Here is a 14,953-nt window from a genome sequence, read left to right on the forward strand (position 1 = left end):
TTTTTTAGCAAGCCCTAGGAGGTTGATTTTAGGGAACTATTGGGCAGCGACAGGGTGGTTTCACCCTCAAAGTGCCCCAGCGGCCCAAAGCGCTGCTCGGTAATCTCGATGTGCCCGTGGCTATCCAAGGTTAGCCACGAGGTGGCACGAGTGCCGTAGCGTTCGCCGACAATAAACGCCGCCGAGAGCTGGCGCTCCAGTTCAAGCCCTACGCCGGTATTTGGTAACTCCTGGTCAGCGGCTTCTTGCGGGTTTTTCATCGCGCGCTGAACGGCGCCTGGCCAAGTCTTTGATGCGCCTGCTGGCAATAAATCCTGCTCAAGCGCATTGCGAACATGCAAAAGCTTTGGCCAGGGTGAATTGAGGTCAGCGTTGGATAGACCATGAATGCCGGGAGCTACCTCGCTGAGAGTCAGGCGATCTCTGCCTCGGTGCAGGTGCCAAAGCCGCTGTGGCGTCGCGACTAATAAATTAAATCCCGCGTAGCGCAGTGCCTCGCCCTCGTTGAGTGCAGATAACCACCCTTCGATATCGTCACACTGCAAGGCATTAGCGACCAGTTCCCCCCGGCTTGGGGCGCTGGGGGGCACGTTTAATTGCAGATCGCGTACGTTGGTCAAGGCTGCCACGACGCCGCTGCGTTTAGCCGCCAACCACGAGCCGCCGGCTTCTAAGTCACGCCCACCGACCAGCATGGGGTTATCTTGCCACTCAGCCAGCGGCGCGGTGGGGCGCGCATAAAACTCATCACGGTTACCTATCAGCCGCAATGGGGTGGAAGTGCCGGGTTGCCAAGCAAACGATATCAAGCACATAACAAACTCATAGGTGAAAAGGGTGGAAAAGGTTTCACGCAGCCGCCGCATGACAGTAACGAAGCGTAGACGTACACTTACATCAGTATCATGTTTGTAGCATAAATAACTACACTGAATGGCGTGAGTATCGACAGGCAGCTTAAAGCTTAATCAGCGGTCACGTTATCAGCGGCCATATGGCCAATAGGAAGGCGAGATCATGCAATCCAATGAAAGGGAACACTTTTGGAACGCCATCGTTTGGCCATCTCTGTGGCCTCTGCTGCTTGTGCAAGCCGCATTAGTTGTGCTTTGCATAGTGGTTGGCGCCATGATGTGGTGGATGTCGCCAAGCAATGCTTCGTGGAGCACGATGCTATGGCTGATGGCAGCCCTGCTGATCGGCAGTAGTTTAAATGTCTGCGCCTTCCTTATGCTGGTTAAAACACGTGCTCGGCATAAAGATGCTCGTTTTATGCATGAACTCACCGAGCTTGAACGGCATAGTCAGGCACTCTGCACCACCGCAGCGCGTGCGCTACCTGAGCATAAATGTTCACCGCCAGATGCCGCTGACGAATCTCATTTACCCCTTCAGCGGTTGGCTAGCGTTAATGAAGTGCTAGCCAGTCTTGAACGCTGCATGAATTGCTCGCAAGTGGCCAGCACCGCCACCAAGCAAACCTGGCAGGAACATGAACAAACGCTGTTGGACGACCTCCAGCACCAGCAACGGCAACTTAAACATTTGATGGCTGGCCGGGAAAGAGCGCGGGAAGAGTCGCGTTTAAAATCAGGCTATTTGTCACTACTGCAACATGAAACAGACAACTTGTTAGATCATTTAAATTCCATGGCTAATAAAGTAATTACCGATAAATGTCGGCAAAACGTCATGGAAGTACACGAACACGTGGCGGATATACGAGCGCTATTGACCAATCTTATCCAGCAGGGTTCTGATCAAGGCTCTTATGGGCATAACCCTGGACAAGGAGCCGTAGGCAATGAGTCGGGAGTTGGCGGCGAACCTACCGCTCAGCAGCGCAGTTTGCGTGTATTAGTCGTCGACGATGGTCCAGTGAATTTGATGCTCGCCCGGCAAATGCTGGAAACCCAAGGCTTAAAGGTGGAAGGGGTTAGCAGCGGAGAGCAGGCGCTGGAGCGCCAAAAAAGTACCAATTTTGACCTGGTATTCATGGATATCTTTATGCCCACCCTGGACGGTCTTGAAACCACTCGGCGTTGGCGGGAGTTCGAACGTGAACGTGGCGGCAGTCAAAGTGTGCTGGTCGCACTAACGGCAAACGTCGACAATGCCGGGCGCGATGCCTGTCTAGCCGCGGGTATGGATGACCTGCTCGCCAAGCCGTATCAGCCCGAAACGCTGCTTAATATGATTGCTCGCTGGTTTCCAGGCTCTGTTAACGCAACGCCGCCTGAATGACCATCGCCATGACGTTAGCGATTTACCTAGGTCTAGGGGCAGTCGCAGGAACAATGGCCGGCGTGTTTGGCGTGGGCGGTGGCATTATCATTGTTCCCGTGCTGGTGTTTGCCTTTGAGCTGCAAAACATCGCCCCAGAAATTATCATGCATCTAGCCATTGGCACCTCCCTCGCTACTATCCTGGTCACCGGCTCATCTTCTACACTCGGGCATTTTCGTCGCGGCAGCATTCACCGTGCATGGCTTAAAGCCTTGCTACCAGGCTTAGTGTTGGGTTCCGTCGCTGGGGCGTTTGTTGCAGATAATCTCTCAGGCTCCTCGCTGGGAACTATGTTTGGCATCTTCGTTCTACTCATTTCCACCAAGATGGTGTTTGGGTTGACGCCCAAACCCGGCAGTGCCGCGCCAAGCAACTGGGTAATGGCGCTGGCAGGTGGGGCGATTGGCACAGTGTCAGCGCTGTTTGGGATTGGCGGTGGCGCGATGACCGTGCCGCTATTGTCACGTTGCGGTGCCAGCATGACCCAGGCGGTAGGTACGGCAGCGGCGGTCGGGCTGCCTATTGCGCTAGTGGGAGCGCTGGCATTTATCGTGGTGGGGTGGGGTAATCCGCTGCTGCCTGCTTGGGCGACTGGCTTTGTTATGTGGCCAGCGTTCTTCAGTATTGTTGTCACCAGCGTTCCATTTGCCCGCTTAGGCGTTAAACTTGCCCACGTTTTGCCTGCCCATGCGCTACGACTCTCCTTCGCGTTACTGTTGGCAGTGGTAGGGGTTCGCTTCCTGCTCTCCTAGCCGGTGAATGTTTGGCTTGTTGAGTGAGTGCTATAAATACTTCCTTTGGTCAGATTAGAGAGTGTAAATGATTAATTACCCGACGATTGACCCAGTGGCTATCTCTTTGGGGCCGCTGCAAGTCCATTGGTATGGCCTGATGTACGTAGTGGGTTTTGTCGCCGCCTGGTGGCTCGGCTGTCGGCGCGCATCACGTATCGGTCTCAATAATGACGATATCGGTGATTTGCTTTTCTACTGTGCGATCGGTGTCGTTGCTGGTGGGCGCTTAGGGTACGCGCTGTTCTACGGACTAGGGCAGTGGACAGCCGACCCGCTGTGGATTTTCCGCGTATGGGATGGTGGTATGAGTTTTCACGGCGGCCTCCTCGGCGTATTGCTCGCCGCCTGGATATTCGCCCGGCGTAAACAGCTGGCATTCTTAACGCTCACCGATTTTATCGCTCCTCTGGTGCCAATCGGTTTGGGCGCCGGGCGTATCGGTAACTTTATTAACCATGAGCTGCCGGGCCGCGTGACATCACTGCCCTGGGGCATGCCGTTCCCTGGCATGGGGCCTGAACCACGCCACCCATCAGCGCTCTATGAGGCTTTGCTAGAAGGTCTCGTGCTGTTCGCCATTCTGTGGTGGGTCTCTGCCAAACCGACTGCTCGAGGCTTTTTATCCGGGCTGTTTTTAGTCTGCTACGGCGTGTTCCGCTTTCTGGTCGAGTTTGTCCGCCTGCCCGACGCCCACATCGGCTTTATCGCCTTCGGCTGGGTTACTATGGGCATGCTGCTCTCGCTCCCCATGATCGCGCTTGGCCTCGTCATCATCGCCTGGTCGCGCTCTCAGCCAGTCAACATAAAGGACGCAAGCTAAAGTACCGTGGTGCCGGAAGTGGTCTAATAGCGCTAACAAGCCGGCACCGCTAGACCGGGCAGCTATGGGGGCCTAGAATAAACCGCTACATCGCCTGTTAATTTGGAAATTCAGTGACTGCTACAACGCCCGCGCTTGAACAACCCTATTTAGACTTGATGCAAACCGTTCTGGAGCATGGTGTTGACCGCCACGACCGTACAGGTGTCGGCACTCGCTCCGTGTTTGGTCACCAAATGCGCTTCGATTTATCGCGCGGCTTTCCGCTACTAACGACCAAAAAGCTCCACCTGCGCTCTATTATTCACGAACTTCTATGGTTCCTGAAAGGCGACACCAACATTGCCTACCTAAAAGAGAACGGGGTGCGGATCTGGGACGAGTGGGCGGATGAAAACGGCGATCTAGGTCCCGTTTACGGCTACCAATGGCGCAGCTGGCCCGACCCCAAAGGCGGCAGCGTTGACCAAATTGCCAAGGTGCTCGGTCAAATTCGCACTACACCACAGTCGCGCCGCCTAATTGTCTCTGCCTGGAACCCGGCTCAGGTCGATGAAATGCAGCTCCCGCCTTGCCACTGCCTGTTTCAGTTTTATGTCGCCAATGGAAAACTGTCGTGCCAGCTTTACCAACGCAGCGCCGATATTTTCCTCGGTGTGCCGTTCAATATTGCAAGCTACGCCTTACTGCTGGCCATGGTCGCCCAAGTGACCGGTCTGCAACCGGGTGAATTTATCCACACCCTGGGCGACGCGCACCTGTACAGTAACCACCTTGAACAAGCCAAAGAGCAGTTAACGCGCACGCCTAATGCAGCGCCTAAGTTGGTGCTTAACCCTGAAGTAGACGACCTGTTCGCATTCCGTTTTGAAGATATTCACATTGATGCTTACGAGGCGCACCCGCACATAAAAGCCGAGGTAGCGGTATGAGCCAACAAAACGATACGAGCAACCAAAACGGCGCTTTCGATTCCCTGGTGCCGGTGGCAATGATCGTTGCCATGGCTAAAAATCGAGTGATCGGCGTAGATGGCAAGTTACCCTGGTACCTGCCCGAAGATTTAAAGTTTTTCAAACGCATTACTCAGGCAAAACCGCTGGTGATGGGACGTAAAACCTACGCTTCCATTGGCAAGCCGCTGCCGAACCGGCTTAATGTGGTTGTCACCCGCAATGCTGAGTTTTCCCACGAAGGTGTACGCGTGTGTCATGACCTGCCCGCAGCGCTAGAGCTAGCCGACCAGCACGCCACTATAGAAGCGGCAGAAGAGATCATGGTTATGGGAGGCGGGGAAATTTACCGTCAGGCGTTGCCCTTTGCCCAGCGGCTGTACATAACGGAAGTGGATATAAACGTAGAAGGCGACGCAACGTTTCCTGACTTCGACCCCAATGAGTGGCAAGAAGTACAGCGCGTAGCGGGGCAGCCAGCAGAAGGGCAGCCAAACTATGATTTCGTCGTTTACGAGCGCATCGCCGACTGAAAAGGGCAGAGGAGAAGGCTATGGCCGCCAGCTTAATAAATATGTTAGACGATTTAGAAACGCGTCTTGAACGCACACAAGCTGAGCTACAAGCCCTGCGTGAAGAAAACCAGCGGCTAAAGCAGCAATTGGCGCAGAAAGATGCCCATGCGCAAAGCGTGCCAAGCCCGGAATCTACGACGGCAGTAGAAACTGAAACCCATAGCGAAGCAGTTCTCCATACAGCAATCCTCGACGAAGAGGTTCCTGAAGAGCAAGCACATAATGAAAATGCTCCCGTCGAAACTGTCCCTGTTGAAACAGCTTTAGAAGAAAAAGCCGAATCATCCACTACCGCTGAAACGGCCAAGACGCCTTCACCGCACGCTTTGCTTAATCAGTGGTACGAACGGTACCCCAACGCATTTTTTAAGGGCCACACCAAACCGCTAAAAGTGGGTATTCACCAAGAGCTTGCCGAGCGGGAAGAGTGGCCCAATAAGCTGATTCGTCGCGCCTTAGCCAACTACGTAAACCTTCCCCGCTACATAAAAGCAGTGCGAGAGGGCGTAGAGCGGGTCGATTTGGATGGCCAGCCCGCTGGCAAGGTCGATAAAGAAGCGGCGCTCCATGCGGCGGAAAAACGCGGTGATAAGAAACAAAAGCGCGCTGATAAGGAAGCGGCTGGGCAGCCAAAAAGAGCGCAACCTAAGCCCTCGCCTGCCGATAACAAACCTCGTATAGAAGCTTCTAAACCGCCTGAAGTGGAAAAAGATGAGCCGCGTAAGCAGCTTAGCATGGAAGATAAATTGTTAGGCTTACAGCAGAAGTTCAAAGGCCGCTGAGACCAGGTCTGCAGGCAGGGGTTCCATAAAAAAGCACAAATAGTAAGAAAACACTGTTTTTTTCTATTGCGTTCCCTGGAGTCCCGGTATAGAGTTTGTCCTGCGAGCATTGGACTATAACAAGGCTTAGTTGAGGACATGCCGCATACCACCGGGAAAAACCGGCGGATGGCAAAAGAGCATGGCCCGCAAAAGCCAACTGCCAGCTCATCAAGAGCTGAGCAGCAACGATCGAAACAGTATACGAGTTAAGGAACTTACATCATGAAAAAAACACTTTTAGCGACTGCTATCGTTAGTGCAATTGCTGCTTTAGGCGCTACTTCAAGCGTTCAAGCTGCAACTGTTTATGACCAAGACGGTACTAAGCTGGATGTCTATGGCCGTATTGCCATGGGTATCCGTGGTGGTGGCCCTGAGTTCAGCGGCACACAAGAAATCGATAACGGCGCAGAGTTCGTAGACGTTTACTCACGTCTTGGTCTGCGCATGAGCCATGCAATTTCTAGCGACCTGACTGCCTTTGGTCGTGTTGAGTGGCGTTTCGACGGTGACGAGCGTACCGGCCCTAGCGGCAACGGCAACACCGGCTTTAAAGAAGTTCGTCAGAGCTATATCGGTCTGCAAAGCGATCAGTTCGGTACTTTCCAGGCGGGTAACTTTGACGCTTTCTACAACCAGTTCGTTTCTCTGCCCTTCGATGTTTACATCGACCGCGGCTTCGAATTTGCTGGTCACCCAACTCAGTCACGTGGCGACTCTATCGGTTACTACACGCCTGACCTGAGTGGCTTCACTGTCTTCTTGCAGGGCAAACACTACAGCTCACGTGGCGAATTTGAGCCTAATGACGGCTCTGAAGTGGCTGCTCAAGGTGGTGTTCGTTACGCTCAAGGCCCGGTTACAGTCGGTCTAGGCTTTATTGACGATATCGAAGAAGGCAATGGTAACGACGAAGTACGTTACGGCCTGATCGGCTCTTACGACTTTACCGACCAGTTCTCTGCGCGACTGGGTTATGAAACCCGTGACGATAATGATGTTCTTGGCGGCGGTTTCGATACAGCTGGTCTAGGTGGTACATTCACCACTGGTCCTTGGGCTTTCGCTGTTGATTACTACAACATCGACCGCGACAATAACGATGACAGCAATGCCTGGGCAGCTGGTTCTTACTACAAAGTTTCCAGCAACTTCGATGTGTTCCTAGAACTTGCTGATGGCGATGCGCCGACCGTTAATCGTGACACCACTCTTGGTGACCTGACTGACGAAGTATATTGGCTGACAGGCGCTCGTTACCACTTCTAAGCTTGGTTTAAACACCACGCTTAAAGGGTAACTGCCTAGCAGAACCAAAAAGAACCGGCCTCTAAGAGGCCGGTTTTTTTGGGTCAGAGTTTGACTTTTTATGTGCTAATGCAAATAAGAACGTTTTTCCTTTAATAATTGCTTGATATTGTATAACATTATTCGGCTGCATAGTTGAGTAGCTAGAGCAGTCAATAAAATTAGCGTATCAAGGGATTATTTCTAATGCATAAGAAGCAGTTGGCGGTAGCGGTAGCTAGCTTGTTGAGTATCTCCTCGGTTCAAGCCGCAGCGCTTTATGACCAGGATGGTACGAAGCTGGATATTTACGGCCGTATTGCCATGGGTATTGCGGGCGGTGGCCCTGAGTTTGATAGCGCTGGCAATAAGGTCGATGATGGCCCGGAATTCGTAGATGTATACTCCCGCCTAGGGTTTCGAATGAGCCATGCAGTCACTTCAGATCTAACGGCGTTAGGTCATTTGGAGTGGCGGTTTACAGGCGATGAGCGCAACACGGCTCAGGGCTTCAACGAAATTCGACAAAGCTATATCGGCTTATCAAGTAAGCAGTACGGAACCTTACTGGCGGGTAATTTTAATAGCATGTATGCCCAGTTTGTCTCGCTGCCGTTTGACGTTTATCAAGACCGCGGATTGCTATTTAAATCATCGGGTTTACAGTCTTGGGGCGATTCGATTGCTTACTACACGCCAGAACTGAACGGTTTTACTTCTTTCCTACAAGTTAAGCACTACAGCGAGCGTGGATTAACGCCTGCTGAGCAAAGTGGTGATGGCTCTGATGTCGCGGCCCAAGGTGGTATTCGCTATCAGCAAGGCCCGTTCAAAATTGGGTTTGGTGCGGTGGAAAACGCAGTTCGTGGTGGCGGTAGCGGAAATGATGAAGTGCTGTATGGCCTTATTGGCACATACGCGCTATCTGACCAGCTATCCCTGAGATTGGGTATCGAAACCCAAGACAACAGCGACACTTACGGAAAGGGGTTCGAAACGGTCGGTTTAGGTGGTACTTATTCCACAGGGCCCTGGGCGTTTACTGCAGATTACTACAACGTAGACCGTGACGAAGGTGAAGAGAGCAACGCCTGGGCTGCGGGTGGTTATTACAAGTTTTCCAGTGCATTCGATGTGTTCATCGAATTGGCTGATAGTGATTCACCAAGTGTGCGGAGTAGTGGCGGTATGCAGGACATGTTTTGGATAACCGGGGCGCGGTACCACTTCTGATAATATTATTTATCAAAAGCTTACGCGTTTATGAAAAGCCAACCATTTTCCAATGGTTGGCTTTTTGTGTTATCAATGCTCTTCAACATCTAGTGAACGATGCCGGTAGGTTAATAAATTATAGATAACTATTCGCGTTGGCATTTTTCATAAAACCGATGAGGTTGTTTGTTTACGTAAAAGGAATTCAGAAAATGGAAGCCGTCTTAAAAGCATTTTACGAACAGCAGCCGAGTGCTAACGTCCCTCAGGAGCGGGTGTCGTTTGGTACCTCTGGCCATCGTGGCCGTTCCATTGAGCGTACGTTTAATGCTTCGCATATTTATGCCATCACCCAGGCAGTGGTCGACTACCGGTGTGAGGCGGGCTACCAGGGGCCCCTGTTTTTAGGTTTTGATACCCATGCGCTTTCGCGCCCTGCCTGGGAGTGCGCGCTGCAGGTGTTGGCTGCCAATAAGGTACCGGTATTTGTCGAGAAAGATCACGGCTACACCGCGACGCCGCTGATCAGCCAGGCGATTCTGCACCACAATCATCCCCACGATCAGGCGGCGCCAGATGTGGCGCTCGCGGATGGCTTAATCATCACGCCTTCGCACAACCCGCCAGAAGATGGCGGCATTAAGTACAACCCGCACCACGGTGGCCCTGCGGATACTGACGCCACCGGCTGGATTGAGCTGCGTGCAAATGCTTATCTGCTGCGTCAGTTGGAAGATGTGCTCACCGTGCCGGTTGAGGAGGCGATTGCTCACGCGCAGGAGTACGACTTCACGGCGCATTACGTCGCAAAGCTAGGTAGCGTGGTGGATATTGCCGCCATCCAAGGTGCAGACTTGGCGTTAGGCGCCGATCCTATGGGCGGCACCGCACTGCCGGTATGGCAGGCGATAGCGGCGCACTACAATCTGAATCTTGATGTCGTAAATACCACGGTTGATCCGGCGTTTGCGTTTATGCCACCGGATCACGACGGTAAGATCCGCATGGATTGCTCAAGCCCGGCGGCAATGGCTAACTTGCTCAAGATTAAAGACCGCTTCGATATCGCCTTTGGCAACGACCCGGATGCTGACCGTCACGGAATAGTGGATGCCAGTGGCCTGATGAATCCGAACCACTTTTTGGCTGTGTGTATCGATTATCTGATTACACATCGCCCTGAGTGGGCCGCGTCGCTAAAAATAGGCAAGACGCTAGTATCATCCTCAATGATCGATCGAGTGGTGGCTTCCCATCAGCGCGAGCTGTATGAAGTGCCGGTGGGCTTTAAGTGGTTTGTAGAAGGCCTGCACGTGGGCTGGCTCGCCTTTGGCGGCGAAGAGAGCGCTGGTGCAAGTTTGCTAACCCGTGACGGCAAGGCATGGTCCACGGATAAAGACGGTATAGTGCTTTGTTTGTTGGCAGCGGAAATTATGGCGGTCACCGGCAAAACGCCTAGCGAGTATTACCGTACGCTTACCGAGCGCTTTGGTGAGCCTTTTTACAAGCGCGTTGATACCGCCTGTTCACCCGAAGAGAAAGCAGCGTTTAAAAAGCTGAGCGCTGAGAGCGTGACTGAGAAAACCCTTGCAGGTGACGCTATCACCGCTGTATTGGTAGGCGCGCCGGGCAATGGCGCTGCTATTGGTGGTATCAAAGTCACTACCAAAAACGGCTGGTTTGCCGCTCGACCAAGTGGCACTGAATCGCTTTACAAGGTGTATGCCGAAAGCTTTAAAGGCGCACAGCACTTGGATGAATTGATTGAGAACGCCAAGGTATTGTTGGCTGGTGTACTGGCCTGAATTTTAGAGCGACGCTGGACGCCGCTGTTATTGCCAAGATTGGTGTATGGAGTTCAGGTGCAAAGCTAAATACAGATGAAGCCCGACATAAGGCCCAGTGCACCGCGGAAGCATCGCGCAGCGGTGCCAGGGTTTACTCCTTTACTCCCAATCCATTGCGGCAATGTAGGGGGCTTTTTGGGTGCCCCAGTCGGGGGCGTACCAGCCTTTTTGAACGCATTGTTGAAAGCTTGACCACTCCCAGTCCTGGGGTGCTCTAGTCCAGCCGTGTTTTACGGGGTTGTAATGGATGTAATCCATATGGCTTTGCCAGTCTTTTTCATCACGGATGGCGTGTTCCCAGAAGCCTCGTTGCCATGCATTATGGGTGCCGGGTGGGAAGAAGAATTCCTGTGAGGCGTATTTTTTAATATCCCGCCATCGTGAAGAGTAGTCCGCGTCGCCTTCAGGCAGTCTCCATAGGCAGTGGAGGTGATCGGGGAGCAGTACGAATGCATCCATTACGAAGGGGCGTTCTTCTTTAACTCTGCGGAAAGCACGCCCGAGGGATTCGATATTGAGACGATCTGCCAGAAGGGGTTGTCGTGCGTAGGTAACGACGGTAAAAAAGTAGCAGTCGCCAGGAACATGTGTGCGTCGATAGGATGTCACCCCTGCCTCCATGCAAAAAAATTGGGCTATGAAGGCTCATTGTAGCGTATCGTTATTAGTGTTGGGGGCCTACGACTTGCCTAGGGTGTCTAGATTGCCAAGGTGCCGGCGGTGCGAAATGATTTCCCCCTTTCACTGGATAATGCACCCGTTGGGCATTGCTGTGTCTTCCTGGTGATTTTAAATATCCATTCCACCATCTTTGTATCTAGAAAAGCTCCACAAGATTATGTCCCCAGTGCGTTGAGCGAGAATGACCACGCTGTAGAGCAAATTGGGATCGTCATGTCTAACCTTCATGTGGAGCGCAGAGACGCTTCGGCCCCTTCTCCTGAACATTATTTTGCCAGGACAGCTAGCCTGCGAATACCTGGATATGTTTTTTTAACCTGCTATTAGTTTTGCCATAAAGAAGGTTGCAGTGAGGTAAGATAATGAGTACTCACTATCATTTACATGATAAAAGACTTAAGTTAGATTCATTCAACGCGCATGATTGCTGCTTTTTTGGTAGGTTTGTACGTTCTCTGTGTCATTGATTCTACCCAGCAGATTCTGGAGCTAAGTAAAGTATGCATAAAAAGGATGGTCGGTGCGCTTTGCCTATCTGCTAAAAAATCTATTTTCTTTTAGTTCATTAAAGGGCCGGCTCTTGCTGGGGCTTTCCTTTACCTTGCTGTTGCTGATTGCTTTGGTGCTGGGTATGGCGTGGCAAGTTGGTAAAACCATGGTGCATGACACTAATATGTCACACCTGCGCTATGAAGCCACTCTGCTCGCCGATGAGGTTACCCAACAAATTGATATGCGCTTTCAGGCGTTAGAGCGTCTAAGAGAAATGATCGGCGCCACTGAAGATGCGAGTTGGATCAGCTATCAATTGCGGCAGAACGATAGCCTGCTGGCATGGTTTGAGGGAATTGTGGTCGCCAATCGCGATGGGAAGATTATTGCCGATTGGCCCGCTATTGTTGGCCGGGTAGGGCTTGAAACCAGCGAGCTTGAGTATTTTCGTATGTTGCGCGGTATCCGCCGGCCTTACGTAAGTGAGCCCTTCGTAGGGCGGGCGAGCGGTATGCCATTGGTGCTAGTGGGGGTGCCACGTTTCACCGAACAAGGTGATTTTGATGGCTTTGTTGGGGGGATTCTTAGCTTGGATTCAGGGGGGATATTTAGCCGTTTAGCCAAAGTACGCTTGGGCGAAAAAGGCTATGCGGGTGTTGCTACCTCTTCAGGCAAGGTCTTATACCATCCTAATACTTCATTGATTAATGATTCTGTACCCAGCCGGTCATTTAACCCTTTGTTGGACTTGGCGCTAGATGGTTGGGAAGGGGATGGCGTGGGGGAGCTGTTATCTGGGGAAATGGCGCTTCAGTCCTATTCCCAAGTATGGCCTGCCGGTTGGATTGTCGGTCTTTACTTGCCCATATCTCAAGCGCAACTTCCTTTAGCAGACTTTATTAGGCAGTTATGGTGGACATGGGTTGTGCTGGTTTTACTTATGTTCCCTCTACTGTGGTGGATGCTGGGCCGAGTACTTTCACCGTTGAGGTATTTGGAGAAGCAGATTGGTGAGGTGGGCTTAGGGCACCGTGAGAGCGTGAGCCTGGCGACCAATATGCAAGAGCTACAGCAGGTGGCGAGTACCTTTAACCGTGTGGAAGATGAGCGGCAGTTGCTGCTAGGCAATCTTCAAGAGCGCGAGGCGTTCCTTGACTCGGTGCTCAATGCGGCGCCTCAGGGTATGTTTGTCGCCAACATTAAGGGCGACATCACTTATATGAACCCCGCACTATTGGAGATGTTGGGTGTTTCCGCTGACTCCCCCATGGATTATTGGATTAAGCAGATCCACATGGATGATCTCGACGGGGCTCAAGATATGTGGGTACATAGCCTTCGTACCGGCAGCGATTTTGTCCGTCAGCTGCGTTTTTTGCGTAGCGACAAAGAGCTGCTGTGGCTGGATATTCATGCCCGCGTGGTTACGCTTTCTCAAGATGGCCAGACCTTGGGGTTAGTCGGGGTTGTCAAAGATATTACCGAGCGCCGCGAGCAGGAAGCTATTCAGCGTTGGGAGGCGGAGCACGACCCGTTAACCGGGTTGTTGAATCGCCGAGGCTTTGAGCGCCGCTTAGAAGAAGCCTTCGCTGATTTCCAAAAAACCAGCACGCCGTCAGCCCTTCTGCTGTTCGATTTGGATCACTTTAAACCCATCAATGATGAAGGTGGCCATGCGCTAGGCGACGAAATGCTGCGCCGTATTGCACAGGTGGTTGCCTGGGAAGTTCGCCGTAGTGACCATGTGGCGCGCCAAGGTGGCGATGAGTTTGGCGTGCTGCTCCCCAGCTGCACCCTGTCTCAGGCAAGAAGAATCGCAGAGTCATTGCGCCAATCGGTGAGTGAAATCTCCGTTACCCATGAAGGTAAAGAGTTCATGGTCACCTTAAGTATCGGCGTGACTACTTTTGATGATAGCGATAGCAGTGTGGATGATGTCCTGGCACGCGCCGATGCCGGTAGTTACAAAGCCAAAGAGCACGGGCGTGATGGGGTTGTGATTAATATGCCCCATGATGATGTAATGGAGCTCTTTGATCAGTCTAAATAACGTCAGTTAAATCCGTGTTGTGTTCCACACATCAAGGATGCGCTTGCCAGTCGACAAACGCTGTCCGGCAGTACAGTATAAGCAGGTGCTAAATTTGTTGTTGAAGCCAGTTTTTTAAATCAAGGCTGACCGAGATACTGTTGTGAACCTACTAGAACTGTTTGCCCGCACGCTTGATGTGACGCTGCCTGTCTTCGCAATGGTATTTGTTGGCCTGGGTCTTAAACGCTTGAAATGGATCGATAGCGCCTTTGTCTCGACCGCTTCAGCGTTGGTATTTAGAGCAACGCTCCCCACCTTGATTTTCCTCAGTTTGATAAAAGCCGACTTAAGCGTTGCGTTAGACGTTTCGCTGATGGTGTTTTTTGCCGCGGCCACGCTCGGCCAGTTCCTGCTCAGTTGGGCATGGGCGCATTTCCGTGTTGCCCATCAGGATCGCGGAATTTACGTCCAGGGCGCGTTTCGTGGTAACTGCGGGGTAGTGGGCTTGGCATTAGCGGCGGGCATGTACGGTAACTATGGCCTGTCAGCGGGTAGTCTTCTGCTGGGCGTGGTGATTGTGATGTATAACGCGTTCTCGGTTGTCGTACTGGCATTCTACCAGCCTGGACAGTCCACCGATTGGCGTAGCCTGCTCAAGCATGTAGCGAAGAACCCGCTAATTATTTCCGTATTTGCGGCGTTACCCTTTACCGCGCTTTCGATTCCACTGCCCAGTTGGGTGGTGACCTCGGGGGACTATTTTGCCTCGTTAACACTGCCGCTGGCGCTGATTTGTATTGGCGCGACGCTCTCCGTTTCGAGCATGCGTGACAGCAGCCAAGTGGCGCTAGGCGCCAGCTTGATGAAGATGGTCACGCTACCGATACTCTCCACTTTGGCGGCATGGATGGTGGGCTTTTCAGGCGAGCAGTTGGGCTTGCTGTTCCTATTCTTCGCCAGCCCCACCGCCGCCGCCAGCTTTGTGATGGTGAAAGCGATAGGCGGCAATGTGGCCCTAGCTGCCAATATCATCGCCATTACCACGTTGATGGCGAGTATTACCGTTACGCTGGGGGTTTTTGCTCTGCGTTTACTAGGTTGGATATAGAGCCGAATAGCTCTGCTAAATAGCCCAACTCGGTTGGCC

Annotated in this window: 13 protein-coding genes; 11 read left to right on the forward strand and 2 right to left on the reverse strand. The window is 52.4% G+C overall.

Features of this window, described 5'->3' with window-relative positions; translation table 11 throughout:
* Positions 1-14: 14 nt before the first annotated feature.
* The gene (locus SR894_RS06510; RefSeq protein ID WP_223288204.1) at positions 15-815 is read right to left on the reverse strand and encodes an NRDE family protein; all 801 of its coding nucleotides are present in this window, start codon (positions 813-815) and stop codon (positions 15-17) included.
* A 202-nt stretch (positions 816-1,017) separates the two neighbouring features.
* On the opposite strand from SR894_RS06510, the gene SR894_RS06515 reads away from it, so the two are divergent.
* The 9 genes from SR894_RS06515 to pgm all read left to right on the forward strand — a co-directional run bounded on the left by SR894_RS06515 (position 1,018) and on the right by pgm (position 10,559).
* Complete coding sequence (locus tag SR894_RS06515; RefSeq protein ID WP_223288203.1) at positions 1,018-2,244, forward strand: response regulator; 1,227 nt, start codon at positions 1,018-1,020, stop codon at positions 2,242-2,244.
* On the forward strand, positions 2,241-3,038 hold the full coding sequence (locus SR894_RS06520; protein WP_223288202.1) for a sulfite exporter TauE/SafE family protein: 798 nt from the start codon (positions 2,241-2,243) through the stop codon (positions 3,036-3,038). Before SR894_RS06515 ends, SR894_RS06520 begins: the two co-directional genes overlap by 4 nt.
* 67 nt (positions 3,039-3,105) lie before the next feature.
* Positions 3,106-3,900, forward strand: a complete 795-nt coding sequence (gene lgt / locus SR894_RS06525) for a prolipoprotein diacylglyceryl transferase (RefSeq protein WP_223288201.1) — start codon at positions 3,106-3,108, stop codon at positions 3,898-3,900.
* Positions 3,901-4,013: 113 nt separating this feature from the next.
* Complete coding sequence (locus tag SR894_RS06530) at positions 4,014-4,832, forward strand: thymidylate synthase (RefSeq protein ID WP_133730317.1); 819 nt, start codon at positions 4,014-4,016, stop codon at positions 4,830-4,832.
* Positions 4,829-5,386 carry a dihydrofolate reductase gene (locus SR894_RS06535; protein ID WP_223288200.1) on the forward strand — a complete coding sequence of 186 codons (558 nt, stop codon included), beginning with the start codon at positions 4,829-4,831 and terminating at the stop codon, positions 5,384-5,386. The genes SR894_RS06530 and SR894_RS06535 overlap by 4 nt, the downstream gene beginning before the upstream one ends.
* A 20-nt stretch (positions 5,387-5,406) precedes the next feature.
* On the forward strand, positions 5,407-6,210 hold the full coding sequence (locus tag SR894_RS06540) for a ProQ/FINO family protein (RefSeq protein WP_223288199.1): 804 nt from the start codon (positions 5,407-5,409) through the stop codon (positions 6,208-6,210).
* 264 nt (positions 6,211-6,474) lie between these two features.
* Entirely contained in the window at positions 6,475-7,521 is a 1,047-nt protein-coding gene (locus tag SR894_RS06545) for a porin (protein ID WP_223288198.1), read from the forward strand.
* Between the two features lie 225 nt (positions 7,522-7,746).
* Positions 7,747-8,772, forward strand: a complete 1,026-nt coding sequence (locus SR894_RS06550) for a porin (RefSeq protein WP_223288197.1) — start codon at positions 7,747-7,749, stop codon at positions 8,770-8,772.
* Between the two features lie 194 nt (positions 8,773-8,966).
* Positions 8,967-10,559, forward strand: a complete 1,593-nt coding sequence (pgm, locus tag SR894_RS06555; RefSeq protein WP_223288196.1) for a phosphoglucomutase (alpha-D-glucose-1,6-bisphosphate-dependent) — start codon at positions 8,967-8,969, stop codon at positions 10,557-10,559.
* 141 nt (positions 10,560-10,700) lie between these two features.
* On the opposite strand, the gene SR894_RS06560 is transcribed toward pgm, so the two are convergent.
* Positions 10,701-11,210 carry an REP-associated tyrosine transposase gene (locus SR894_RS06560; protein ID WP_223288195.1) on the reverse strand — a complete coding sequence of 170 codons (510 nt, stop codon included), beginning with the start codon at positions 11,208-11,210 and terminating at the stop codon, positions 10,701-10,703.
* Positions 11,211-11,802: 592 nt separating this feature from the next.
* On the opposite strand from SR894_RS06560, the gene SR894_RS06565 reads away from it, so the two are divergent.
* Together SR894_RS06565 and SR894_RS06570 are read left to right on the forward strand one after the other, a co-directional pair.
* Positions 11,803-13,824: a sensor domain-containing diguanylate cyclase gene (locus tag SR894_RS06565; protein WP_422822654.1), complete on the forward strand. Its 2,022-nt coding sequence runs from the start codon at positions 11,803-11,805 to the stop codon at positions 13,822-13,824.
* Between the two features lie 142 nt (positions 13,825-13,966).
* Entirely contained in the window at positions 13,967-14,914 is a 948-nt protein-coding gene (locus tag SR894_RS06570; RefSeq protein ID WP_223288193.1) for an AEC family transporter, read from the forward strand.
* Positions 14,915-14,953 lie beyond the last annotated feature (39 nt).

Source organism: Vreelandella neptunia (genome assembly GCF_034479615.1).
Lineage (GTDB): Bacteria > Pseudomonadota > Gammaproteobacteria > Pseudomonadales > Halomonadaceae > Vreelandella > Vreelandella neptunia.